The following is a 21581-nucleotide window of genomic DNA, read 5'->3' on the forward strand; positions in this document are numbered from 1 at the left end:
CACCACAACCGCACCGCACGCCTCCCCAGCCTCGTCAGCCGCCGTCGCTTCGCTCCGGCAACTGACTCCAGCGAGGGACCGAAGGTCCCTCTGGCAGCCGGCGCGTAGCGCCGGCGACCTCGCGCACGCTGGCTTCGCGGCCTGCCGGCGGCTCGCAGGCACGCCCCACCGCGACGGTCGTTTACAACCGATACCGCGGCGGTCACCTATTTACCCACCCGCGCCCACGACCCGGCAATGACCGCTTCACGCGCGCCGGCCGAGCCGGCGGTCCGGGAGTTCGAAGCGACGGTCGACCGCGTCGACGGCCGCGAGGTCGTCCTCGACGAGACGTACTTCTACGCCGAGTCCGGCGGCCAGCCCGCCGATCGGGGGACGCTCGACGGCCACCTCGTCGACGACGTGACCGAACGGGGCGGAGACGTGGTCCACGCTCTCGACTCCGACGCCGACCCCGACTTCGCGCCCGGCGACGAGGTCACGGGCTTGGTCGACGACGCGTTCCGGACCTACTGCGCCCGCGCACACACCGCCTCCCACGTGCTGTACGGGGCCGCGCGCCGGATCGCCGAGGACCTCGGCTACGCCGGCTTCGACATCTCCGAGACGAAGGTCCGCGTCGACCTGACGACCGCCGAGCCGTTAGACGACGGCGACCTGATCGAGTTAGAGCGGCTCGCGAACCGCGCCGTCTGGGACTCGCTGCCCGTCTCGTGGGCGACCCACTCGGCCGAGGCGGCCCGAGATGTCGACGGGATCGCGTTCAACACGAAAACGGAGGAGGGTGCGATGAGCGGCGGCGCGGTCCGGGTCGTCACCGTCGGCGACGCGGACGACCCCTGGGACGTCGCCGCCTGCGGCGGGACCCATGTCGAGAACACCGCGGAGATCGGGCCGATCGCGGTGCTGGACCGGTCGAACCCCGGCGAGGGCGTCACCCGCGTCGAGTTCGCCGTCGGCCCGACCGCTATCGACGAGCTCGGCGCGGTCCACGCCGCCGCGCTCGACGCCGCGACGACGCTGGACGCGCGCGTCGGCGACCTCCCCGACGCGGTCGACCGCCTCCGCGGGGAGGCCGACCGGCTGGAGGCGGACCTCCGCGAGGCGCGCGGGGACCTGCTCGCCGCCCGCCTGCGCGACCTCCCGACGACCGAGGTCGACGGCGCGCAGTGGGCGGTCGGGACCGTCGACGACGCCGACCCGAACGAGCTCCGGGAGCCGGCGACCGCGCTCGTCGGCGGCGACGCCGACGCGGACGACGGCCCCGACGCCCTCGCCGCGATCGGTGCGGGTGACGCCCCGTTCGTCGTGGTCGCGGCCGCAGAGGACACGGCCGTCGACGCGGGCGACATCGTCGGCGCGATAACCGCCGAGTTCGGCGGCGGCGGGGGCGGCGGCCCGACGTTCGCGCAGGGCGGCGGCCTCGACGCCGACCCCCCGGCCGTCGCGGCGTGGTTCCGGAAGCGATGACGGGCAAGCTGGGTCCCGACGCGCTCGCCGCAGCGCTCGCGGCGACCGGCACGCCAGACGCCGCGGTGGCGCAGGGGCCGGCCTACGGGGAGGACGCGGCCGCGATCGACCTCGGCGACGCCGCCGAGACGCTCGTCATCGCGGCCGACCCGCTGTCGCTCGCGGCCGAGTCGGTCGGGACGCTCGCGGTCCACGTCGCCTGTAACGACGTCGCCGCGAGCGGGGCCGACCCGCGGTGGCTCACGCACACGCTCTTTTTACCCGACGGCGATCCCGACCGCCTCCGGACCGTCGTCGACCAGGTCGACGCGACGGCGCGCGAGCTCGGGTGCGCGGTCGTCGGGGGCCACACCGAGGTGCTCGACGCGCTCGACCGCCCGCTCTGCTCGATGACGGCGATGGGGACGACGGACCGCTTCGTGTCGAGCGGCGGGGCTGAGCCGGGCGACCGCCTCCTTCTCACAAAGGGGGCGGCGATCGAGGCGACGGCGATCCTCGCGACCGACTTCGGCGAGGAGTGCCGCGCGGCCGGCGTCCCGGCCGCGACGCTCGACGCCGCCGCCGGCTTCCTCGACGAGGTGAGCGTCGTCCCCGACGCGGCCGCGGTCCGGGACGCCGCGACCGCGCTCCACGACCCGACAGAGGGGGGCGTCGCGACCGCCCTCGTCGAGATGGCCGCGGCGAGCGACTCGGTCTTCGCCGTCGAGCGCGACGCGGTCCTCGTCCGCCCCGAGACGCGCGCCTGCTGCGACGCGCTCGGCGTCGACCCGCTCGCGACGTTCGGCTCCGGCGCGCTGCTGGCTGCGGTCCCGCCGGACCGGGTCGACGACGCGCTCGACGCCCTCGACGCGGTCGGGATCGGCGGCGCGGAGATCGGCTCGGTCGAGGGGGCTGCGGGCGACGCCGCGGGCTCGGGCGACGCCGCGGACTCGGCTCGCCCTGCGGGAACCGTCCGAATCGACGGCGAGCCGCTCGCCGAGCCGCCCCGCGACGAGCTGTACCCGCTGTGGGAGGCGCGCGAGGCGGAGGAGTAGGCGCGTCACCGGCGCCGGTGCCGAAGCCGTCCGGGACGCCGGGTCGGCCGGTCCCGCCGATCGCTCACCTTTTTCGGTGAGGGACCGAAGTCGGTGACATGACCGGAGCACGCGTCGGCTCGGCGCTCACCGACGAACAGCAGGCGGTCCGCGACCTCGTCGAGGAGTTCGCGGCCGAGGAGGTTCGACCGACGGCGGCCGAAGCCGACGAGACGGAGACGTTCCCGGAAGGCGTGTGGGACGGGCTCGCGGAACTCGGCCTGACGGGGCTGACGGTCCCGGAAGCGTACGGCGGGTTCGGCGCGGGGAAGACGACGTACGCGGTCGCCAACGAGGCGCTGGCGCACGGGTCCCTCGCGGTCGCGACGGCCCTGTCGGTCCACTGCCTCGCCACCTCCTGTATCGCCGAGTTCGGCAGCGAGACCCAGCGCGAGACGTGGCTCCCCGAGATGGCGGAGACGGGCCGCCCGGTGGGCATGTTCTGTCTCTCCGAGCCGCACGCGGGCTCGAATCCCGCGGAGATGTCGACGACCGCCACGTACGACCCCGAGGCCGACGAGTACGCGCTCAACGGCGAGAAGCAGTGGATCACGAACGGGAAGCGCGGCGGCGTGGCCGTCGTCTTCGCGAAGGTCGACGACGAGGCGCACGACCCCGACGACGACGCGATCACGCAGTTCCTCGTCCCCGCCGACACCGAGGGGTTCGAGGTCGGCAAGAAGGAGGAGAAGCTGGGCCTCCGGGCCTCGGACACGACCGGGATCACCTTCGACGACTGTCGCGTCCCCGCCGCGAACCGTCTCACCGAGCCGGGAAAGGGGCTCTCCGCCGCGTTCCGGACGCTCACCGAGGGCCGGATCGGCATCGCGGCGCAGGCGGTCGGCGTCGCGCAGGCGGCGCTCGACGAGGCGAAATCCTACGCCGAGGAGCGCGAGCAGTTCGACCGACCGATAAGTGACATCCAGACGATCCGGCACAAGCTCGCGGAGATGTCGACCGACGTGTCGGCGGCGCGGCTGCTCGTCCGCGAGGCGTGCCGGCAGGCGGAGGCGGGCGAGGACTATCGCGTCGCCGCATCGAAGGCGAAGTACCGCGCCAGCGAGGCCGCGATGTCGGTGACGAACGAGGCGATCCAGATCCACGGCGGCTACGGCTATACGACCGAGTTCGACGTCGAGCGCCTCTACCGCGACGCGAAGATCACGGAGATATACGAGGGGACGACCGAGGTCCAGAAGACGATCATCGCCCGCGGGGTGTTCGGCGAGTGACCGACGGTGACGGATCTCAGTTCGCCGCCTACGACGCGGTCGTCTACGACCTCGACGGGACGCTCGTCGAGCTCGCGGTCGACTGGGACGCGGTCGCCGACGCGGTTCTCGATGTGTACGCCGAGCGCGCCCTCATCCCCCCGACTGAGGAGCTGTGGGACCTCCTCGGCGCGGCCGACGAGTACGGGATCCGGGCTGAGGTCGAGGAGGCGATCGCGCTCCACGAGCGCCCCGGCGCCCGCGAGTCGACCCGGCTCCCGCTCGGGGACCGACTCGCGGCCGCGACCGCGGACGACGAGTCCGCGGACCCACACCCCCCGGCTGGCGTCTGTTCGCTCAACTGCGAGGACGCGTGCCGCATCGCGGTCGAGACGCACGGCCTCGGCGACGCGCTCGTCTCGGGTGCGATCGTCGGCCGCGACACCGTCGGAAGCCACAAGCCCGACCCGGCGTCGCTGCTCGCGGCGATCAACCGCCTCGGGGAGGCCCCGGAGGACACCCTGTTCGTCGGCGACTCGCAGAGCGACGCGGTCACCGCCGAGCGCGGCGGCGTCGACTTCGCGTGGGTCTCGGAGCTGCTCGCCGAGTAGCGACTCGCACCGCGCCGCCCGCGGGTCAGTCGATCTTCTCCCCCTCGTCAGTCTGTTCGTCGGTCGGCTCGGTAGACTCCGGCTCGGCGTCTCCGGCGTCAGCGTCGGCGTCCCGTTCCGCGCTCGCGTCGGCGTCGCTGCCAGAGCCGCCGTCGCCGGCCTCGGCGCGCCGCGCGTACAGCGCGACAGCGACCGCGGTGACGAACCAGATGGGCGCGCCGATCCGGACCGCGAACGCGGCGCGCGCGCCCCACGTCTCCAGCGTCACGAGCGTCGACAGCAGCGCCGCGGCGGGCGCGCCGACGAGGATGGTGACGACGAACGTCGTCTGCATCACCCACGCGTAGTCCACCCCCTCGTACTCGGCCCGCTCGACTGGTTGCACGCGACCGACTCGGCGGCCGAGCGGCAAATCGGTGGCGGTCGGCGGCGGTACCGGGGTCGCGCCGCCGCCCGGCCGCGCCGCCCCGCCTTTCCGGTTCCCGACGATTTTACGGCGTCGCGCGGGTGACTCCGAGGTATGACCACGACGCGGGGACTGCGGGAGGGCGACGATCCGATCACGATGTTGACCGCATACGACGCCCCGACGGCGGCGATCGTCGACGAGGCGGGGATCGATGTCGTCCTCGTCGGCGACAGCATGGGCAACGCCGCCCTTGGCTACGACTCCACGCTCCCCGTCACGCTCGACGAGGTGGCGAGCCGGACCGCGGCGGTCGCGCGCGCGACCGGGGACGCGCTGGTCGTCGCCGACATGCCGTTCCTCTCGTTCGGCGTCGACGAGGCCGAGTCCGTCCGCAACGCGGGTCGACTCCTAAAACAGGCGAACGCGGACGCCGTGAAGATCGAGAGCGGCCCCCACACCGTCGACACGACCCGTCGTATGACCGAGGTCGGGATCCCGGTGATGGCGCACCTCGGCCTGACCCCGCAGCACGTGAACCGGCTCGGCGGCTACACCCGACAGGGGACCGAGCAGGACGCCGCCGAGGAGATCATCGACCTCGCGGGCGCCCACGCCGACGCCGGGGCGTTCGCGCTCGTGCTGGAGCACGTGCCGGCGAACCTCGCGGGCGCGGTGACCGAGGCGCTGGATATCCCGACGATCGGCATCGGCGCGGGCCCCGACTGCGACGGACAGGTGCTCGTGATCAACGACGCGGTCGGGCTCGGGGAGTGGTCGCCGCCGTTCGCGAAGCAGTTCGGCGACGTGCGCGGCGAGATGGTCGACGCCGTCGAGGCGTACCGGGATGCCGTGACGAGCGGCGAGTTCCCGGCCGAGGAGCACTCGCACGTCGAGGAGTCGCTAGAGGACCTGTACTGAGGCCGCTCGATCGTCCGGGATCAGACCGGGAAGAACCCCAGCACCGTCGGCAGTTCGTTCGGGTCTACCTGCGTCACGGTGACGTAGAGGACAGTGAAGATCACGGCGTTGTGGAGGCCGTGGAGCAGCGCGGGGACGACGAGGTTCTCGGTGTACTCGTACACCGCGCCGAACACGAGGCTCGGCACGAACAGGATCGAGATCGTCGTCAGGCGCGCGGAGAGCCCGCCGGTCAGCGCCATCACGTGGATGGTCGCGAAGATGGCGGCCGCCAGCGCGATCGACGGGGCGGCCGGCAGCGACTCGCGGAGGCGCCCCTGGACGACTCCCCGGTAGAGGATCTCCTCGCAGGGCCCGATGACGAGGAACGACGCGGCGACGAACAGCGGGATGATCGCCGGATTCCCCATCGCCAGCTCCGCGCTCTGGTTCGCCGCGGTCTCCGTCCCGAGCAGCTGGACGATCGTCGAGACCACGAGGATCAGGATCAAGATCACGACCCAGCTGCCGAGGACGATCCCGATCTCCTTGAGGCTCGGCACCCGGACGCCGAGGTACGAGACGATCCCCTCGCGGTCGAAGCCGCGCCACGCGAGGTAGCCGACCGCGAGCCCGCCGAACGCGACGTACTGGCCGAACACCAGCGTGAGGACCACGCTCGCGACGAGCGAGAGCCCCCCGGTCAGCGAGTCGATCGCGAAGACGGCGACCCCGCTCGCGAGCGCGATGACCGGGCCGAGGACGCCGAGGAGGAGGGCCGTCGCGACCGCGACGCCCGGAGAGCCGGCGCCCCCGCCCGACCCGTCCGCGTCGCCGACGGCGTCCGGCCCGACGTCGTCGAACTCGTCCGAGACGCCGCCGTCCGTGGCCCGGTCGCCGCTGGAGGGATCTGTCATTGCCCCGCGTAGGGGCCGCCCGGCAAAATGGTTGTCCGTGTCGGAATCGACGACGGCGCGGTATCGTTCCGAGACGGCGACGGTGCGATATCGCGCGGAGACGGCGGCGCCACGACGCCGTGCCGAAACGGCGACGGCGCCGAAGGCGGGTCCCGACCGCCTACTGGTGGAGCAGCTCGTACCACAGCACCGCGGTGACGGCCCGCCCGTCGCGCAGCTCGTCGTCGACGACCGCGGCGAGCAGGTCGTCGTACGGCACCGTCTCGACCGCGATCGACTCGTTGTGGTCCAGCTCCCGCTCGGCGGTCGGCTCGCAGCCGGTCGCCAGCACGTGGTGGTGGACCGCGTTCGCCATCCCGTTCGTGGGCTCGACGGTCGTCAGCCGCTCGAACGCGTCCGCCTCGTACCCCGTCTCCTCGGCGAGTTCGCGGGCCGCGGCGCGCTCGACCGCGGCGGTCGTCGGCTCTCGGCCCGCGGGGCCGCCGTCCCCCGCCGCCCCGTCTTCCGGCTCCATCGTCCCGGCGGGAATCCCGCGGTTCACCCGGCCGACGGCCTGTCGCCACTCGTCGATGACGACGACGTCGCCGTCGGGCGTCAGCGGCAGCACGACGACCGCCGGCGGCTCGTCGACGTAGTGGAACCCGTCCGTCTCGCCGTCCGGGAAGCGCACCTCGTCCCGGCGCACGTCGAAGCCGGGGCAGGCGTAGTCGATGTCGCTGTCGAGCGTCTCCCACGCGAGGTCGGCGGAATCGTCCATGGATCGCAGTCGTCGCTCGGGGCGTAAATAGCCGGCCGTCGCGCGTTCGATCCGGTCGCACGCCCACGCCGGTCACGCGGCCCGGACGCGGTCGACCGCGAGACGGCCGACGGTCCCGGCGACCCACGCGAGCGTCCCCAGCGCGAGGGCCTCGACCCCGACGAAGACGAGCCCGTCGAGTCCGAGGAGCGCGGCGACGCGCTCCGCGAGGGGCCGCCCGGGCAGGCCCAGCAGGTAGTGGTCGGCGTTGCTCCCGAGCAGCGCTCCGTAGACGGAGAGCCACGCGAGCGCGACCCCGGCCCCTCGATAGGCGAGGCCCGCGGTCACGAGGACGCCGAGGGCCGCGGCGTCGAACGCGAGGAACACCACCCCGCCGGCGTGAGCGAAGAGCCCCAGCCCGTAGGCGGCGAAGGAGACGACAAAGAGCAGCGGCGGCACGAGGAGTCGGTACCGGCGCGGCGAGCCGTTCGAGTTCGAGCCGAGGAGGACGCGACGAGCGAGGGACATGTCTCCGGATCGTTTCGGCCGCCCCATGAATCCACGCGTCGGGCGCGGCTCACGACCAGTCGCCGAGCGACGCCTGTCCGTCCCCCGTCCGGCGCTCTGCCTCGTTCCCCGTCGCGTCGCCGTCCCCGGTCGGCTCCCCGTCTACCCAGTCGGTGAGCTTCCCGCCGTCGCCGTCGGTGCCGGCCGTTCGACCGACCGACCCGCGGGGGCGGTCGGCCGCGCCGTCGCTCCCGTCTCCCGGCCCGTCCCCCGGTTCGAATCCGCCGAGCGTCGCCTGATCCGTCTCGGCGAAGTCGAGCTTGGAGACGCGCACGCCCAGCTTGCGGACGCGGGTCTCGTCGAACTCGCCGAGCAGGTCGAGCGCCACCTCCTCGACGAGGTCGGGGTCGTCCACGGGACCGGGCAGGCTCCGGGCGCGGGTGTTGACGTCGAACGGCGGCTCGACCGCCTTGATCCCGATTGTGCGGTAGAGGCAGCCGCGCTCGCGGGCGCGGCGGGCAACGTCCGCGGCGAGCGCGGAGACGGTCTCGCGCTTCGTCGGCTCGTCGGCGGTCGTCGGGAGCGCCGACTCCCGCGAGAGGCTCTTGGGGAGGCCGGTCGGCGTCACCTCCCGGTCGTCGTCGCCCGCGGCGCGTCGGGAGAGCTCCGGCCCGCGCTCGCCCAGCTCCGCGGCGAGCCGGTCGCGGTCGGCCGCGGCGAGGTCGCCCGCGGTCTCGATGCCCAGCTCCGCCAGCGTCCCCTCGGTCACCGGGCCGACCCCGTGAACGTCGGCGGTCGGCAGCGGCGCGAGGAACTCCGCGACCGACCCCGGCGGCACGACGACCAGCCCGTCCGGCTTGTCGGCGTCGCTGGCGACCTTCGCGGCCGACATGTTCGGCGCGACGCCGACGCTCGCCGGCACCCCGGCCTCCCGCTCGATCCGGTCTTTCACGTGGCGGGCGTATCCCTCGGCGAGCGTCCGCGCCTCCGCGGGGCCGGCGGCCCCGCTCGGCGGCGGGTCGGTAGAATCGTCGCCGTCGTCCCCGTCACCGCCGTCGCTCGGACTCCCGCCGCCACCCCCGGCGACCGCCCACGAGGTCCGGTCGGTGGCGTCGAGGTACGCCTCGTCGATGCTCACCTCCCGGCGCGTGTCGGCGCAGTCGCGTAGGACCTCCTTCACCTCGCTCGCCACGTCCTCGTAGAAGTCGAGGTCGACGGGGAGGTACCGCCCGGTCTCCTCCGGGTCGGGCGCGTCCGGGTCGTCGGGGTCCGCGTCCGCGCGGCGGGGGAGCAGCTCCAAGGCCTCCGAGATCGGCATCGCGCTCTCGACGCCGAACTCGCGGGCCTCGTAGCTCGCCGTCGCGACCGCGCCGATCGACTCGCCCGGTTCGTACCCCATCCCGACCACGACGGGCTCGCCCGCGAGGTCGGGGCGGCGCAGCCGCTCGCAGGATGCGTAAAAGCAGTCCATGTCGACGTGGCAGACGACGCGGTCCGCGTCGTCGTCCCCGCCGCCGGCGCCCGGGAGCGTCTCCCCGGCGACTGGCGTCCCGCCGGTCATCGATCCCGACTCCGCGCTCCGCGGTCTTAAGAACCAGCCACGCGCGCCGGAAGTGGAACGCGGACCGCGGTCGCCGCCGCCCCCGGATCCAGATCCGATAGCCGGGTCGGTAGTCGTTTATTCCTCGCGATCGTTCGTTCACGTATGCCCGCCGCGATCGACGTGTTACACGTCGACGACGACCCGTCGGTCCTCGACCTCACGGAGGCGTACCTCGAACGCGAGATCGACTCCGTGGCGGTGACGAGCGTGACCGACCCCGAGACAGCCTTGGACCGGCTCGACGAGGCCGCCTTCGACTGCGTGGTCAGCGACTACGACATGCCCGCGATGGACGGGCTGGAGTTCTTCGACGTGTTCAGCGACCGCCACGGGGAGACCCCGTTCGTGCTGTACACCGGGAAGGGCTCGGAAGAAATCGCCAGTCAGGCGCTCAACGCGGGGGTCACCGGCTACTTCCAGAAGGGCGGTCCCGAGCAGCTCCGCCGGCTCGCGAACCGCGTCGATCAGGCGGTCGAGGAGCACCGGACCAAAGAGATCGCCGAGCGCTACTCGACGGTCATCGAGGCGCTCGGCTACCCCGTCTACGTCGTCGACGAGACCGGCGTCTTCCGGTTCGTCAACGAGCCGTTCGCCGAGCTCACCGGCTACGACCGCGAGGAGATCATCGGCCAGAAGCCCGGGTTCATCAAGGACGACGCGGCGGTCAAAGAGGCCGAGGACCGCCTCGGCACGATCCTCTCGTCTTCGGGGCCCGACGTCCAGCATTTCGGCGTCGACATCGTCCCGAAGGAGGGAGAGCCGATCCCCTGTCGCGACCACATGGCCGCGCTGCCGTACGAGGGCGACTCGTTCAACGGCAGCGTCGGCATCCTCCGAAACGTCTCCGACGAGCGCGAGCGCCGCGCGGAACTGGAGACGAAGACCCGCGCCCTCGACGAGGCGCCGGTCGGGATCACCATCACGGACGCGGACCGGGAGGACAACCCCATGGTGTACGTCAACGACCGGTTCGTCGAGATGACCGGGTACGACCGCGAGGAGTCGATCGGCGTCAACTGCCGGTTCCTCCAAGGGCCGGACACGGAGGAGGAGTCGGTTCAGGAGCTCCGCGACGCGATCGACGCCGACGAGCCGACGAGCGTCGAGCTGCTGAACTACCGGAAGGACGGGACGGAGTTCTGGAACCGAGTGAGCATCGCCCCGATCTGCGACCCGAACGGGACCGTCACGCACTGGGTCGGCTTCCAGGAGGACATCACGGCGTTCAAAGAGCGGGAGGCGGCGCTCGAACGACAGAACGACCGGCTTGACTCCTTCGCGAGCATCGTCTCGCACGACCTGCGGAACCCCCTCAACGTCGCGCAGGGCCGGGTCCAGCTCGCCCGCGAGGCGTCGGACGACGCGGAGAACCTCGACGCCGCGCTCGACGCGCTCGCCCGGATGGAGTCGATCGTCGAGCGGACCCTCGCGCTCGCCCGCGAGGGAGAGACGGTCGGCGACCCGGAGCGCGTCGACCTCGCGGACGTCGTCGCCGACAGCTGGTCAACCGTCGACACCGCGGACGCGACCCTCTCGGTCGAGACCGACCGCGAGGTGCTCGCCGACCCGGACCGCCTCCGGAACCTCTTCGAGAACCTGATGCGCAACGCGGTCGACCACGCCGGCGACGACGTCTCGATCCGGGTCGGCGACCTCTCGGACGGCTTCTTCGTCGAGGACGACGGGTCGGGGATTGACCCGGCGGTCGCCGACTCGCTCTTCGAACCCGGCGAGAGCGGCGGCGCGGGCACCACCGGATTCGGCCTCGCGATCGTTCAGGAGATCGCCACCGCGCACGGGTGGACGGTCGAGGCGACGACCGGCGAGGACGGCGGCGCGCGGTTCGAGGTCCGCGGCGTCGACAAGCGGACCCCGGCGACCCCCTGAGCCGCTCGGTCTCGGTCGACACCGAGACCGCGGTTCGACGCTCGTCGGCGACCGAAACCGGATCGACTCCCCCCGTTCACAAGCGCCTTTATCATCCGTTCCGAACCCAGAGTGAATGGGGCTCCTCTCCGGCGTCACCGACACCGACCGGCGCGTGATCGTGCTGGCGCTCGCGCGAATGGTCGGCGCCGCCGGGAACTCCTTTCTCATCGTCGTCCTCCCGCTGTACATCACCAGCGACCTCGTCGACATCGAGGGGTTACTCGGCGTCGAGGTCGGGGTCGGCGCGGCCGCGGTCACGCTGACCGAACCGCTCCTCATCGGCGTCGTGCTCTCGCTTTTCGGCTTTCTCAACAGCCTCTCGCAGCCGTTCACGGGGCGGCTCTCCGACCGCATTGGCGCCCGTCGTCCGTTCGTCCTCGCCGGAATCCTGCTCCTCGGAACCGCGAGCGGGCTGTACACGATCGCGACGAGCTACCCGGTGCTGGTGGCGCTGCGGGCGATACAGGGGCTCGGCGCGGCGCTCATCATCCCCGCCACGGTCGCCCTCGTGAACGAGTACGCCGCGAGCGACGCCGACCGCGGCGGCAACTTCGGCGTGTACAACACGTTCCGGCTCATCGGCTTCGGCTTCGGCCCGGTCCTCGCGGGCGCGGTCGTCGCTCGCGGGCCGTACGACCTCTCCGCCGTCGGGCTCCCGGTCCTCGACGGCTTCGACGCCGCCTTCGTCGCGGCCTGCGCGGGGGCGTACCTCAGCTTCACGCTCGTGTTCCTGCTCGTCCGCGACGCCGACGTCGAGGCCGAGGCGGGCGACGACGTGTCGATCCGGGTCCGCGGCGAGGACCGCCTGCTCGACCCCGTGTTCACGCTCGGGCTCGCGACCGTCGCCATGGGCGCGTGCATCGCCCTGTTCGCGACGCTCCAGAACCAAGTGAACGTGCGGCTCGACCAGCCCCCAGTGTGGTTCGGCGCCCAGTTCGCGGCCGTGACGATAGCGAACGTGGTCTTCCAGGTCCCCGTGGGCCGCGCCAGCGACCGGATCGGCCGCCGGCCGTTCCTGCTCGCCGGCTTCGTCATCCTCGTCCCGACGACGCTGCTTCAGGGGATCGTGACCGAGCCGGCGCTGATGATGCTCGTCCGGCTCGGCCAAGGGATCGCGGTCGCGTGCGTGTTCGCCCCGTCGCTCGCGCTCGCCGGCGACCTCGCCCGCGAGGGTGAGTCCGGGACCACCCTGTCGGTGCTCACGATGGGCTTCGGCTTCGGCGTCGCCCTGGGGCCGCTGGCGTCCGGCTGGCTCTACGGCTTCGGTTTCGTCGTCCCCTTCGCGGTCGGGGCCGCGGCCGCCGTGCTCGCGCTGATCGCCGTCTTCACGCAGGTGGAGGAGACGCTCGATACCGGCGACGAGCCGGCCGCGGCGGCCGGCGCGGACTGAGCGGGAGAGCGGGCGGAAATCCGCACCCGGCGCTCGTTTCGCGCGTCGTCAACACTCAGCTTCGGCGTAGTACATGCCTCCGCCGTTCTCGTCGACCGGACTGAACGCGGATACACACTCGTCGTCTTCACTCTCTTGTGCCACGCTCTCCGTGAATAGACTGGCTTCGTCGATCGAATCCGCGGATATCGTGAGTTCCAGGTCTCCCTCACCACTCATCCAACTTTCTTTTAAATACACTCCGCCCGTCGCTCCGCCTTGCTTCGGGCCGAATCGGAACCCGTCCTCGGATACGACCTCGTCGCCTCGCTCCGCAACTATCGTGACACCGACGGTCTCGTCCCGCAGATTCACCACGTCTATCTCCCGAATTTCCACCTGCGGGTCGTCGTCGGAAATACAACCGGCGGTGAGCCACCGCGAGGGCTCCGAGGACCTCGCGGCGTCTCCGTTTCGGCACTTCGGTTCACAATCCGGAAACATCGTTTAACCATGCGGCCCGTCGGAGTTCTCTGTTCCGACGAGTACAATCCGAGGCGCGTCCGGGTAGCAGACACGTCCTCTCGGCCCCCTCCGCAGTCAACAGAGCCAAACCGATCGCGGCCGAACCGCCTCGCGTGCCGAGCGACCGCCTCCGCTGCGTCGACTGCCGCGAGCCGATCCCCGCCGACGCGCGGATCTGCCCGCACTGCCGGACCATCCAGCCGTCGCCGCTGCTGGACGTGGGCGTCGTCGTCGCCGGCGTGTTCGCGCTGCTGTTCGGCGTCGTCCTGACGGTGATGACCGTCGGGACCAGTCGCCTCCTCGGGTTCGTCCTGCTCGTCGTCGGGTTCGGCCTCGCGGTCGGCGGGTATACGCGATACATCGATCGACGAGCGACGAGCCGGGCGCGGTGAGTCCGCCGCTCGCCGCCCGTTTTCCGTCCTCGCGGCTGCGACAATTTAAGTAGCAGCGCGCGCCACGGTACGGACATGCTCACCCCACTCAACGGCGGCTTGGTCCTCGCGGGGCTGGCGCTCGCGTTCGTCGGCGCGGCGGTCTCCGTCTACGCGGTGACGCTGACGGGGCTGCTCGTCGGCGCCGGCGCCGGCTACCTGCTCGCGCCGAACGTCGTCGGCCTCGTCGCGGTCGACGGCGCCGTCCTCACCGCCGGCGCGGTCGCGGTCGGCGGCCTCCTCGGCGGCTTCCTCGCGTACGCCGGGCTCTCCTTCGCGGTGCTCGGCATCGGCGCGGTCGTCGGCGGGTTCGCCGGGCGGTTCGCCGTCGGCCCCTTCTACGCGGCGGACGCCGCGGGGGTCGAGGGGACGGCGCTGCTCGTCGGCGCGACGCTGGCGGGCGTCGCCGTCGGCGCGCTGTTCGGGTTCGTCCTCACCCGGACGACGCTCGTGGTCTCGACGGCGCTCATCGGCGCGGCGTTCGCCTCGCGGTCGCTGACGCCCGCGAGCTTCGAGACGGCCGCCGCGGAGACGACCGTCCAACCCCTCCTCTTCGACCTCTCGGCGCCCGCGTTCCTCGCGGTATTCGTCCTCGGGGCGCTCTCGCAGCTGGGGCTGTTCCGGTTCGGCTACGTGACGAAGCTCGTCGGGCTGCTGCCCGGCGCGCGCCGGTGGACGGCGGACGACGACCGCGACGCGGACGCGGCCTGACCGCCTCTCAGACGCCCCGACGCGGTCACTCGTACTCGTAGAACCCGCGACCGGTCTTCTTGCCGAGGTCGCCCGCCTCCACCTTGCGCTTGAGGAGGTACGCCGGCTTGTAGCGGTCGCCGAGTTCGTCGTGGAGCGTCTCGCTTGCGTCGAGCGCCACGTCGAGGCCGATGTGGTCGGCGAGTTCGAGCGGCCCCATCGGGACGTTCGTGCCGAGCTTCATCCCGCGGTCGATGTCGGCCTTGTCGGCGACGCCCTCGTCGTACGCGCGGATCCCCTCGTTTATCCACGGCATCAGGATCCGGTTGGTGACGAACCCGGGCTTGTCGTCGGACTCCCACGTCTCCTTGCCCAGGTCCTCGGCGAAGGCGTGCGCGAAGTCGACGATCGCCGGGTCGGTGCGCTCGCCCACCACGACCTCGACGCCGTCCATGATCGGGACGGGGTTCATGAAGTGGAGGCCGACCACGTCGCTCGCGCGCTCCGTCACGCTCGCGATGGTCGTGATAGACAGCGTGGAGGTGTTCGTCGCGAGGACGACGTCGTCGTCGGTGACGCGGTCGAGGTCGCCGAACACGTCGCGTTTTACCTCGAGGTCTTCGATCACGGCCTCGACGACGAGGTCGGCGTCCGCGAGGTCGTCGAGGGCCGTCGTCCCCGTGATCCGGTCGCGGACCGCTTCGGGGTCCTCGTCGAGCGCGCCCTTTCCGGCCAGCCGGTCGAGGCTGTCCTCGACGCTGTCGAGGCCGCGCTCGACGTACTCGCGCTCCACGTCCCGCATCACCACGTCGTATCCCGCCGACGCCGCGACCTGCGCGATCCCGTTGCCCATCGTCCCGGCGCCGACGACGCCGACGACCTCGATTTCGGAAAGCGTTCGCATGTGACTCGCTGCCGCGCCGCGGCTGGTAAGTATTGCGAAAGCCGGGCCCGAACGCGTTCGCACCGGAGAAATTAACAATTCGAGTAGTAACGCGTTTCGAAGCCGATCGCGCAAAATCGACCCGAGGCGCCGCTCAATCGGCCGCTAAGTTTCTTTACGTCCGCCGACTTCACCACAGCCCTTTTTACGTATGTAACGGAACTACGAACTGATGCTTCCTCACGCCGCCGACGACATTTCGCGCGACGGTAAGTCGCTCATCCTCGCGTACGACCACGGGCTCGAACACGGGCCGGTCGACTTCGAGCCGAACCCGGACACGGCGGACCCGGAACGGATCTTCGAGCTCGCCACCCACGAGGCGGTCACCTCGCTCGCCGTCCAGAAGGGGCTCGCCGAGGCGTACTACCCCGACTACGAGGACGAGGTCAACCTCCTGTTGAAGCTCAACGGGACCTCCAACCTCTGGCGAGGAGAGCCGAACAGCGCCGTCAACTGTACGGCCGAGTACGCGGCCGAACTGGGGGCCGACGCGGTCGGGTTCACGGTCTACGGCGGGTCGAACCACGAGGTAGCGATGGCCGAGGAATTCCGCGACGCGCAGGAGGGCGCCCGCGAACACGACATGGCCGTCGTCATGTGGTCGTACCCGCGCGGGCAGGGGCTCCGCAACGACGCGAGCCCGGACGTCATCTCGTACGGCGCGCGGCTCGGCCTGGAGCTCGGCGCCGACGTGGTGAAGGTGAAGTACCCCGGCTCCGCCGAGGCGATGGGCGACGCCGTCGAGATGGCCGGCCCTGCCGACGTCGTCATGTCCGGCGGGACGATGCGCGACGACGAGGCGTTCCTCCGGAACGTCTCGAACGCCATCGACGCGGGGGCCACCGGCATCGCCGTCGGCCGAAACGTCTTCCAGCGCGACGAGCCTGAGCGCATCCTCGACGCATTGGAGGCCGTGATCTTCCAAGAGTCCGACCCGGCCGAGGCGCTGGCCGTCGCCGAGAGCGACGACTGATGTCCTCACCGGACTCGACCGTCGACGCGGTGTTCGACGCGGTCGCGGCGACGGCCCCCGAGATCCGCGCCGCGCTCCCCGGCCGCCGCGTCGAGAGCGGGACGGAGAACGAATCCGGCGAGTCGGTGCTCGCGGGCGACCTGTACGCCGACGAGCTCCTCGGCGACGCGATAACCGCGGTCGACGGCGTCGGCTCGTTCGTCAGCGAGGAGCGTGAATCGGCGGTCGACGCGGGCGGCGCCGTCGGGAGCGGCGCGGGCGACGCGCTCGCCGTCGCGATCGACCCCCTCGACGGCTCCTCGAACCTCCGGTCGAACAACGCGATGGGCACCGTCGTCGGCGTGTACGAAGCGCCGCTGCCCGCGAGCGGCCGCGACCTCGTCGCCGCCGGCTACGTCCTCTACGGCCCGATCACGACGATGGTCGTCGCCGACGAGACGGGCGTCCGCGAGGAAGTGGTCACCGCCGACGGCGACGGCGTCGAGAGGTCCGTCGTCGAGGCCGACCTCTCGCTGCCGGCGACCCCGACCGTCTACGGGTTCGGCGGCCGGGTCCCCGACTGGCCCGCGGACTTCCGCGCGTACGCCCGATCGATCGAAGACGAGCTGAAGCTCCGGTACGGCGGCGCGATGGTCGGCGACGTGAACCAGGTGCTCACCTACGGCGGCGTGTTCGCCTACCCCGCCCTCCGGAGCGCGTCCGAGGGGAAGCTCCGGCTACAGTTCGAGGCGAACCCGATCGCCTACATCGTCGAGCGCGCGGGCGGCGCGTCCTCGGACGGAACCGGCTCGATCCTCGACGTGGAGCCCGAGGCGGTCCACCAGCGCACGCCGGTTTACGTGGGCAACGAGGCGCTGATCGAGCGGCTGGAAGCCGCCGTCGACGCGGAGTAGCAGCGGGGTACCGCTCCGGACGAGCGGCGCGCCGCCCCGGGCCGCCGGCCGACGCGGGCCCGCCGAATCCCGCATGGAAAACTGTTTAGGATCCACCGCAAATCTTGCGTTCATGAAAGTCCACGTCGGCGCGGCGGCGACGCCCGAGGAGGCTGCGGCGATCGCGAAGTCGCTCGCCGAACACCTCGGCGTCGACGTCGACGTCCACGTCGAGGGCGAGGAGACGCCGGTCGCCAGCGCCGAGCCGTCCGAGCCGAGCTACCCGCTCGACGACGACCTCGGACCGACCGACCGCGAGCGCGACCTCCGCGCCGAGATAGCCGACATCCGCGAGGGCGGCCCGGAGAAGTACCGCGACCGCCTCTCGGAGCAGGGGAAGCTGTTCGTCCGCGACCGCCTCGACCTCTGGTTCGGCGGCGAGGGCGGGACCCGCGGGACCGGTGACGCCGGCGCCGCGGACGGCGACCCCGCGGGGGTGAAGTTCGAGGACGGGAAGTTCGCCGCGTTCGACGACTGGCACCCCGACGCGCCCGCCGGCGAGGACGAAGCGGGGAACGATCGCGGCGGCGACCGCCTCCCGGGCGACGGCCTGCTGACGGGCGCGGCCGAGTTCGAGGGGCGCGACGTCCACTTCATGGCCAACGACTTCACCGTGAAGGCGGGGTCGATGGCGTCGAAGGGCGTCGAGAAGTTCCTTCGGATGCAACAGCGGGCGCTGAAGACGGGGAACCCGGTGCTCTACCTGATGGACTCCTCCGGCGGTCGGATCGACCAGCAGACCGGCTTCTTCGCCAACCGCGAGGGGATTGGGAAGTACTACTACAACCACTCGATGCTCTCCGGCGCGGTGCCGCAGATCTGCGTTCTCTACGGCCCCTGTATCGCCGGGGCCGCCTACACGCCCGTCTTCGCGGACTTCACTGTGATGGTGGAGGACATGTCCGCGATGGCGATCGCCTCCCCGCGAATGGTGGAGATGGTCACCGGCGAGGAGATCGATCTGGACGACCTCGGCGGCCCCCGCGTCCACGCCGAGGAGTCCGGCTCCGCGGACCTCGTCGCGCGCGACGAGGAGCACGCCCGCGAGCTGGTCGCCGACCTGATCGGCTACCTCCCCGACCGGGCCGGCGAGAAGCCCCCGCGGCGCGAGACGAAGCCGCCGAAGCTCTCGCCCGACGGGATCGACGAGCTGATCCCCGAGTCGCCGAACCGCCCGTACGACGCCCACGACCTGATCGACCGGATCGCCGACGCCGAGTCGGTGTTCGAGCTGAAGGAGGGGTACGGTCCGGAGATCGTCACGGCGTTCTGCCGGATCGACGGGCGGCCGGTCGGCGTCGTCGCCAACCAGCCGACGGAGCGGTCGGGCGCGATCTTCCCGGACGCCGCGGAGAAGGCCGCGGAGTTCATCTGGACCTGCGACGCCTACGAGATCCCCCTGCTGTACCTCTGTGACACGCCCGGCTTCATGGCCGGCTCGCAGGTGGAGAAGGACGCCATCTTAGAGAAGGGGAAGAAGATGATCTACGCCACCTCCTCGGCGACGGTGCCGAAACAGACCGTCGTCGTGCGGAAGGCGTACGGCGCGGGCATCTACGCGATGGGCGGGCCGGCCTACGACCCTGAGAGCGTCATCGGCCTTCCCTCCGGCGAGATCGGCATCATGGGCCCCGAGGCCGCGATCAACGCGGTCTACGCCCGGAAGCTCGCCGAGATCGACGACCCCGAGGAGCGCGCCGCCGAGGAGGAGCGCCTCCGCGAGGAGTACCGCGAGGGGATCGACGTCCACCGCATGGCGAGCGAGGTCGTCATCGACGAAATCGTGCCGCCCTCGGACCTCCGCGCCGAGCTCGCCGCGCGGTTCGACTTCTATGAGGACGTTCAGAAGGACCTGCCGGACAAGAAGCACGGGACGATCCTCTGACCGGGTGAAACGGGCGGAGCCGGGCTACAGCGCCGCGACGAGGTCGCCGCCGAACAGCCCGACTGCGCTCTCGACGCCGAGCGCGACGGCCAGCCCGATTCCCAGGAGCGCGCCGGCGTAGGCGGCCGACCCGAGTAGCGACGCGGCGGCGAACCGCGGCGCGGACACCGACGACGCGCTCGCGCTGGGCACCGCGAGCCACCCGCGCGTCCCGGGGACGGCGTTCGAGGCGGCGACCGCCGGGAGCCCCCACCGGTCGAGCCAGCGCGTCGCGCCGTCCAGCCGCCCCGCGTCGACCGGGACGGCCCTCGACGCCGTCGGATCCAGGTCGAACCGACGGACGGCGACGAAGAGCAGCGACTGGCCGGTCGTCGCCCCGACGACGGCCGCCGCGAACACCGGGACGACCGCCACAGCGTCGACCCCCGCGGCGACCACCGCTGCGACAAAGAGCGTCCGCGCTGGCAGCACCTTCCCGACGAGGGCGCCTTCGAGCGCGAAGACGACGAAGACTGCGACGGCGCCGTAGGTGCCGACGAGGGCGAGCGCCGTCTCGGCGTGGGCTCCGATCACGACCGCCCTCCGGGCCCCACAGCTAAAACACCCCCCGAGCCGGCTGTTCGCACGCGTCAGGCCGCTCCGCGGACCCGGTCGCGGTCGCCGCCCCCGCCTCGGGTGGCTATTTATCGGCCGCGGGCCTCGTGGACGCATGGTCACCGTCGGCGACACCGCCCCCGACTTCGCCGCGCCCGCGGTCGGCGGGGCTCCGGAGGGCGACGCGGAGCGCACCGCAACCGAACTGGCGCTGTTCCGGTTGGTCGAGGCGCACGACGCCGTCGCTCTCTGTCTCGCGCCCGCGACGTTCGTGCCGCCCTGTACCGCGGCGCTCACCGCGGTCCGCGACGCCGGCTGGCACGACCGCGACGGCCTCGCCGTCGTTGCGCTCACGGGCGACTCGCTGTACGCGGCGTTCGCGTACGCCGACCGGTTCGGACTCCCCTTCCCGGTCGTCGCCGACTTCCACGGCGGCGTCGCCGAGTCGTACGACCTGCTCGCCGACTCGTGGGAGGGGCATTCGGGCATCCCGCGGCGCGCGACGGTCGTGATCGACGGGGACTGGACGGTCCGGTTCGCCGAGGCGACCGACGATCCCCTCGACCGCGCCGACCCGGCGCCGGTCCGGCGCGCGGCCGAGACGCTCCGCGAGATCGGGATCGACGTGGACCGGCCGCGGGTGAACTACGACGGGCCGTGGTGAGCGCGGCGCGGACGAGCGCGACGGCGGCGCGGTCCGTGACTCGCTCGGTCGCGTCACGCGTCGGCGTCGCCGTGGTTATTTGACGCCCCCGCGCGGAGGGGGCGACATGGACGCCGCCTTCGCGGAGTACCTCGACGAGTTCACGCGCCGCGACTGGGAGACGCTCGACCCGGCCGCCGTCGCCGACCCGGTCAGGGTCGCGGTCGTCGGCCTCGGCTGGTTCGCCCGGGAGTGGGCGCTGCCCGGCATCGCGCGGTCGGCGTACACCGAGGCCACCGTCGTCAGCGACGTCGACCCCGCGGCGGTCGAAGCGGTCGCCGCCCAGCGCGACCTGACGGGCCTCACGCCCGAGGAACTGCGATCGGGGGCCGCCGCGGACGCGTACGACGCCGTCTACGTCGCGACGCCGAACGCGACCCACCTGGAGTACGTCGAGGCCGCCGCACAGCAGGGGAAGGCGGTCCTCTGCGAGAAGCCGCTGGAGGTGACGCCGGAGCGCGCGCGGAAGCTGGTGGCGGCCTGCCGCGACGCCGGGGCGCCCCTGATGGTCGGCTACCGGATGCAGACCGACCCCGCCGTCCGGCGGCTCCGCGACCTCCTCGACGCGGGCGTCGCCGGCGAGGTGATCCACGTCCACGCGACGATGTCGCAGACGATGCTCGGCGAACTCGGAAGCGACACGGACCAGTGGCGGCTCGACCCCTCGCTGTCGGGCGGCTGCGCGGTGATGGATCTGGGCGTCTACCCGCTCAACACGACGCGGTTCGCACTCGGCGAGGACCCGGTCCGGGTGTCCGGCCGGACCCGGTCGGAGCACGAGGCGTTCGCCGACGTGGACGAGCACGCCTCGTTCCGACTCGAGTTCCCGGACGACGTCGACGCGTTCTGTACGGTGAGCCAGAACGCCCAGCACGCGAGCCGGCTGGAGGTCACCGGGACAGACGCCAGACTCGTCCTCGACCCGGCGTTCTATGAGCGCGAGGACCGCGGATTCGCCGTGGTTCGCGGCGGGACGCGGGTCGATGTCGACTTCGAGCAGGTCCACCAGATCGAAGAGGAGTTCGCCTACTTCGGTCACCAGCTGCTGGCCGACGAACCGTTCCACCCCGACGGCGAGCACGCGCTCACGGACATGCGCGCGCTCGCCGGCGTCTACGAGTCGGCCGAGACCGGGCGGCCGGTCGAACTCGGAGACTGAGCCGCGACCGC

22 protein-coding genes are annotated in these 21581 nt (G+C 72.0%); 14 read left to right on the forward strand and 8 right to left on the reverse strand.

What is annotated here, in order from left to right:
* The first annotated feature begins 237 nt into the window (after window positions 1-237).
* The 4 genes from EXE47_RS00005 to EXE47_RS00020 all read left to right on the forward strand — a co-directional run bounded on the left by EXE47_RS00005 (window position 238) and on the right by EXE47_RS00020 (window position 4365).
* Entirely contained in the window at window positions 238-1470 is a 1233-nt protein-coding gene (locus EXE47_RS00005) for an alanine--tRNA ligase-related protein (protein ID WP_137707931.1), read from the forward strand.
* Complete coding sequence (locus tag EXE47_RS00010) at window positions 1467-2504, forward strand: AIR synthase family protein (protein WP_137707932.1); 1038 nt, start codon at window positions 1467-1469, stop codon at window positions 2502-2504. The genes EXE47_RS00005 and EXE47_RS00010 overlap by 4 nt, the downstream gene beginning before the upstream one ends.
* Window positions 2505-2602: 98 nt before the next feature.
* Window positions 2603-3775 carry an acyl-CoA dehydrogenase family protein gene (locus EXE47_RS00015; RefSeq protein WP_089308370.1) on the forward strand — a complete coding sequence of 391 codons (1173 nt, stop codon included), beginning with the start codon at window positions 2603-2605 and terminating at the stop codon, window positions 3773-3775.
* A complete protein-coding gene (locus EXE47_RS00020) occupies window positions 3772-4365 on the forward strand; it encodes an HAD family hydrolase (RefSeq protein WP_198945662.1) in 594 nt (197 codons plus the stop codon). The genes EXE47_RS00015 and EXE47_RS00020 overlap by 4 nt, the downstream gene beginning before the upstream one ends.
* A gap of 25 nt (window positions 4366-4390) precedes the next feature.
* Here the strand turns inward: EXE47_RS00020 and EXE47_RS00025 are convergent, their stop codons facing one another.
* Window positions 4391-4750, reverse strand: a complete 360-nt coding sequence (locus EXE47_RS00025) for a DUF5822 domain-containing protein (protein WP_094494716.1) — start codon at window positions 4748-4750, stop codon at window positions 4391-4393.
* A gap of 135 nt (window positions 4751-4885) precedes the next feature.
* Between EXE47_RS00025 and panB the strand changes: the two genes are divergently transcribed.
* Window positions 4886-5692 carry a 3-methyl-2-oxobutanoate hydroxymethyltransferase gene (gene panB, locus EXE47_RS00030; RefSeq protein ID WP_089308368.1) on the forward strand — a complete coding sequence of 269 codons (807 nt, stop codon included), beginning with the start codon at window positions 4886-4888 and terminating at the stop codon, window positions 5690-5692.
* 20 nt (window positions 5693-5712) lie between these two features.
* Here the strand turns inward: panB and EXE47_RS00035 are convergent, their stop codons facing one another.
* The 4 genes from EXE47_RS00035 to EXE47_RS00050 all read right to left on the reverse strand — a co-directional run bounded on the left by EXE47_RS00035 (window position 5713) and on the right by EXE47_RS00050 (window position 9392).
* Entirely contained in the window at window positions 5713-6588 is an 876-nt protein-coding gene (locus EXE47_RS00035) for a CPBP family intramembrane glutamic endopeptidase (RefSeq protein ID WP_049930147.1), read from the reverse strand.
* Between the two features lie 160 nt (window positions 6589-6748).
* Window positions 6749-7345, reverse strand: a complete 597-nt coding sequence (locus tag EXE47_RS00040) for an NUDIX hydrolase (protein ID WP_086216912.1) — start codon at window positions 7343-7345, stop codon at window positions 6749-6751.
* Between the two features lie 72 nt (window positions 7346-7417).
* Entirely contained in the window at window positions 7418-7852 is a 435-nt protein-coding gene (locus EXE47_RS00045; protein WP_049930149.1) for a hypothetical protein, read from the reverse strand.
* Window positions 7853-7901: 49 nt separating this feature from the next.
* Window positions 7902-9392 carry a DNA polymerase IV gene (locus tag EXE47_RS00050; RefSeq protein WP_137707933.1) on the reverse strand — a complete coding sequence of 497 codons (1491 nt, stop codon included), beginning with the start codon at window positions 9390-9392 and terminating at the stop codon, window positions 7902-7904.
* A gap of 144 nt (window positions 9393-9536) precedes the next feature.
* Between EXE47_RS00050 and EXE47_RS00055 the strand changes: the two genes are divergently transcribed.
* Window positions 9537-11321, forward strand: a complete 1785-nt coding sequence (locus tag EXE47_RS00055; RefSeq protein WP_094583030.1) for a PAS domain-containing protein — start codon at window positions 9537-9539, stop codon at window positions 11319-11321.
* Between the two features lie 115 nt (window positions 11322-11436).
* Window positions 11437-12753 carry an MFS transporter gene (locus EXE47_RS00060; RefSeq protein WP_137707934.1) on the forward strand — a complete coding sequence of 439 codons (1317 nt, stop codon included), beginning with the start codon at window positions 11437-11439 and terminating at the stop codon, window positions 12751-12753.
* A 48-nt stretch (window positions 12754-12801) separates the two neighbouring features.
* Here EXE47_RS00060 and EXE47_RS00065 read toward each other — a convergent pair whose 3' ends face one another.
* Window positions 12802-13236 (reverse strand): hypothetical protein, encoded by a 435-nt coding sequence (locus EXE47_RS00065; RefSeq protein ID WP_241990582.1) that lies wholly within the window; start codon window positions 13234-13236, stop codon window positions 12802-12804.
* Between the two features lie 134 nt (window positions 13237-13370).
* On the opposite strand from EXE47_RS00065, the gene EXE47_RS00070 reads away from it, so the two are divergent.
* Complete coding sequence (locus EXE47_RS00070) at window positions 13371-13649, forward strand: zinc ribbon domain-containing protein (RefSeq protein WP_049930159.1); 279 nt, start codon at window positions 13371-13373, stop codon at window positions 13647-13649.
* A gap of 75 nt (window positions 13650-13724) precedes the next feature.
* Window positions 13725-14399, forward strand: coding sequence for a phosphate ABC transporter permease (locus EXE47_RS00075; protein ID WP_086216120.1), 675 nt, complete (start codon window positions 13725-13727; stop codon window positions 14397-14399).
* A 25-nt stretch (window positions 14400-14424) separates the two neighbouring features.
* Here EXE47_RS00075 and EXE47_RS00080 read toward each other — a convergent pair whose 3' ends face one another.
* Complete coding sequence (locus EXE47_RS00080) at window positions 14425-15282, reverse strand: 3-hydroxyacyl-CoA dehydrogenase family protein (protein WP_137707935.1); 858 nt, start codon at window positions 15280-15282, stop codon at window positions 14425-14427.
* Between the two features lie 211 nt (window positions 15283-15493).
* Between EXE47_RS00080 and EXE47_RS00085 the strand changes: the two genes are divergently transcribed.
* The 3 genes from EXE47_RS00085 to EXE47_RS00095 all read left to right on the forward strand — a co-directional run bounded on the left by EXE47_RS00085 (window position 15494) and on the right by EXE47_RS00095 (window position 19114).
* Complete coding sequence (locus EXE47_RS00085) at window positions 15494-16297, forward strand: class I fructose-bisphosphate aldolase (protein WP_049930164.1); 804 nt, start codon at window positions 15494-15496, stop codon at window positions 16295-16297.
* Window positions 16297-17190 carry a class 1 fructose-bisphosphatase gene (locus tag EXE47_RS00090; RefSeq protein WP_137707936.1) on the forward strand — a complete coding sequence of 298 codons (894 nt, stop codon included), beginning with the start codon at window positions 16297-16299 and terminating at the stop codon, window positions 17188-17190. Before EXE47_RS00085 ends, EXE47_RS00090 begins: the two co-directional genes overlap by 1 nt.
* Before the next feature lie 112 nt (window positions 17191-17302).
* Window positions 17303-19114 carry an acyl-CoA carboxylase subunit beta gene (locus EXE47_RS00095; RefSeq protein ID WP_089308364.1) on the forward strand — a complete coding sequence of 604 codons (1812 nt, stop codon included), beginning with the start codon at window positions 17303-17305 and terminating at the stop codon, window positions 19112-19114.
* 24 nt (window positions 19115-19138) lie between these two features.
* Here EXE47_RS00095 and EXE47_RS00100 read toward each other — a convergent pair whose 3' ends face one another.
* Window positions 19139-19687 (reverse strand): VTT domain-containing protein, encoded by a 549-nt coding sequence (locus EXE47_RS00100; protein WP_049930168.1) that lies wholly within the window; start codon window positions 19685-19687, stop codon window positions 19139-19141.
* A 136-nt stretch (window positions 19688-19823) separates the two neighbouring features.
* Here EXE47_RS00100 and EXE47_RS00105 point away from each other — a divergent pair, with 136 nt between their 5' ends.
* Both EXE47_RS00105 and gfo6 read left to right on the forward strand, forming a co-directional pair.
* On the forward strand, window positions 19824-20372 hold the full coding sequence (locus EXE47_RS00105; RefSeq protein ID WP_089308363.1) for a redoxin domain-containing protein: 549 nt from the start codon (window positions 19824-19826) through the stop codon (window positions 20370-20372).
* 106 nt (window positions 20373-20478) lie between these two features.
* On the forward strand, window positions 20479-21570 hold the full coding sequence (gfo6, locus tag EXE47_RS00110; RefSeq protein WP_049930171.1) for a D-xylose 1-dehydrogenase Gfo6: 1092 nt from the start codon (window positions 20479-20481) through the stop codon (window positions 21568-21570).
* Window positions 21571-21581 lie beyond the last annotated feature (11 nt).

It is taken from the genome of Halorubrum sp. GN12_10-3_MGM, assembly GCF_005435235.1.
Taxonomy (GTDB): domain Archaea; phylum Halobacteriota; class Halobacteria; order Halobacteriales; family Haloferacaceae; genus Halorubrum; species Halorubrum ezzemoulense.

Bases quoted from the DNA above. Each gene is read 5' to 3' on its own strand.
- EXE47_RS00105 (WP_089308363.1), top strand. From the start codon at position 19,824: ATGGTCACCGTCGGCGACACCGCCCCCGACTTCGCCGCGCCCGCGGTC.
- gfo6 (WP_049930171.1), top strand. From the start codon at position 20,479: ATGGACGCCGCCTTCGCGGAGTACCTCGACGAGTTCACGCGCCGCGAC.
- EXE47_RS00005 (WP_137707931.1), top strand. From the start codon at position 238: ATGACCGCTTCACGCGCGCCGGCCGAGCCGGCGGTCCGGGAGTTCGAA.
- EXE47_RS00035 (WP_049930147.1), bottom strand. From the start codon at position 6,588: ATGACAGATCCCTCCAGCGGCGACCGGGCCACGGACGGCGGCGTCTCG.
- EXE47_RS00040 (WP_086216912.1), bottom strand. From the start codon at position 7,345: ATGGACGATTCCGCCGACCTCGCGTGGGAGACGCTCGACAGCGACATC.
- EXE47_RS00010 (WP_137707932.1), top strand. From the start codon at position 1,467: ATGACGGGCAAGCTGGGTCCCGACGCGCTCGCCGCAGCGCTCGCGGCG.
- EXE47_RS00015 (WP_089308370.1), top strand. From the start codon at position 2,603: ATGACCGGAGCACGCGTCGGCTCGGCGCTCACCGACGAACAGCAGGCG.
- EXE47_RS00045 (WP_049930149.1), bottom strand. From the start codon at position 7,852: ATGTCCCTCGCTCGTCGCGTCCTCCTCGGCTCGAACTCGAACGGCTCG.
- EXE47_RS00085 (WP_049930164.1), top strand. From the start codon at position 15,494: ATGCTTCCTCACGCCGCCGACGACATTTCGCGCGACGGTAAGTCGCTC.
- EXE47_RS00065 (WP_241990582.1), bottom strand. From the start codon at position 13,236: ATGTTTCCGGATTGTGAACCGAAGTGCCGAAACGGAGACGCCGCGAGG.
- EXE47_RS00095 (WP_089308364.1), top strand. From the start codon at position 17,303: ATGAAAGTCCACGTCGGCGCGGCGGCGACGCCCGAGGAGGCTGCGGCG.
- EXE47_RS00090 (WP_137707936.1), top strand. From the start codon at position 16,297: ATGTCCTCACCGGACTCGACCGTCGACGCGGTGTTCGACGCGGTCGCG.
- EXE47_RS00050 (WP_137707933.1), bottom strand. From the start codon at position 9,392: ATGACCGGCGGGACGCCAGTCGCCGGGGAGACGCTCCCGGGCGCCGGC.
- EXE47_RS00060 (WP_137707934.1), top strand. From the start codon at position 11,437: ATGGGGCTCCTCTCCGGCGTCACCGACACCGACCGGCGCGTGATCGTG.
- EXE47_RS00080 (WP_137707935.1), bottom strand. From the start codon at position 15,282: ATGCGAACGCTTTCCGAAATCGAGGTCGTCGGCGTCGTCGGCGCCGGG.
- EXE47_RS00075 (WP_086216120.1), top strand. From the start codon at position 13,725: ATGCTCACCCCACTCAACGGCGGCTTGGTCCTCGCGGGGCTGGCGCTC.
- EXE47_RS00055 (WP_094583030.1), top strand. From the start codon at position 9,537: ATGCCCGCCGCGATCGACGTGTTACACGTCGACGACGACCCGTCGGTC.
- panB (WP_089308368.1), top strand. From the start codon at position 4,886: ATGACCACGACGCGGGGACTGCGGGAGGGCGACGATCCGATCACGATG.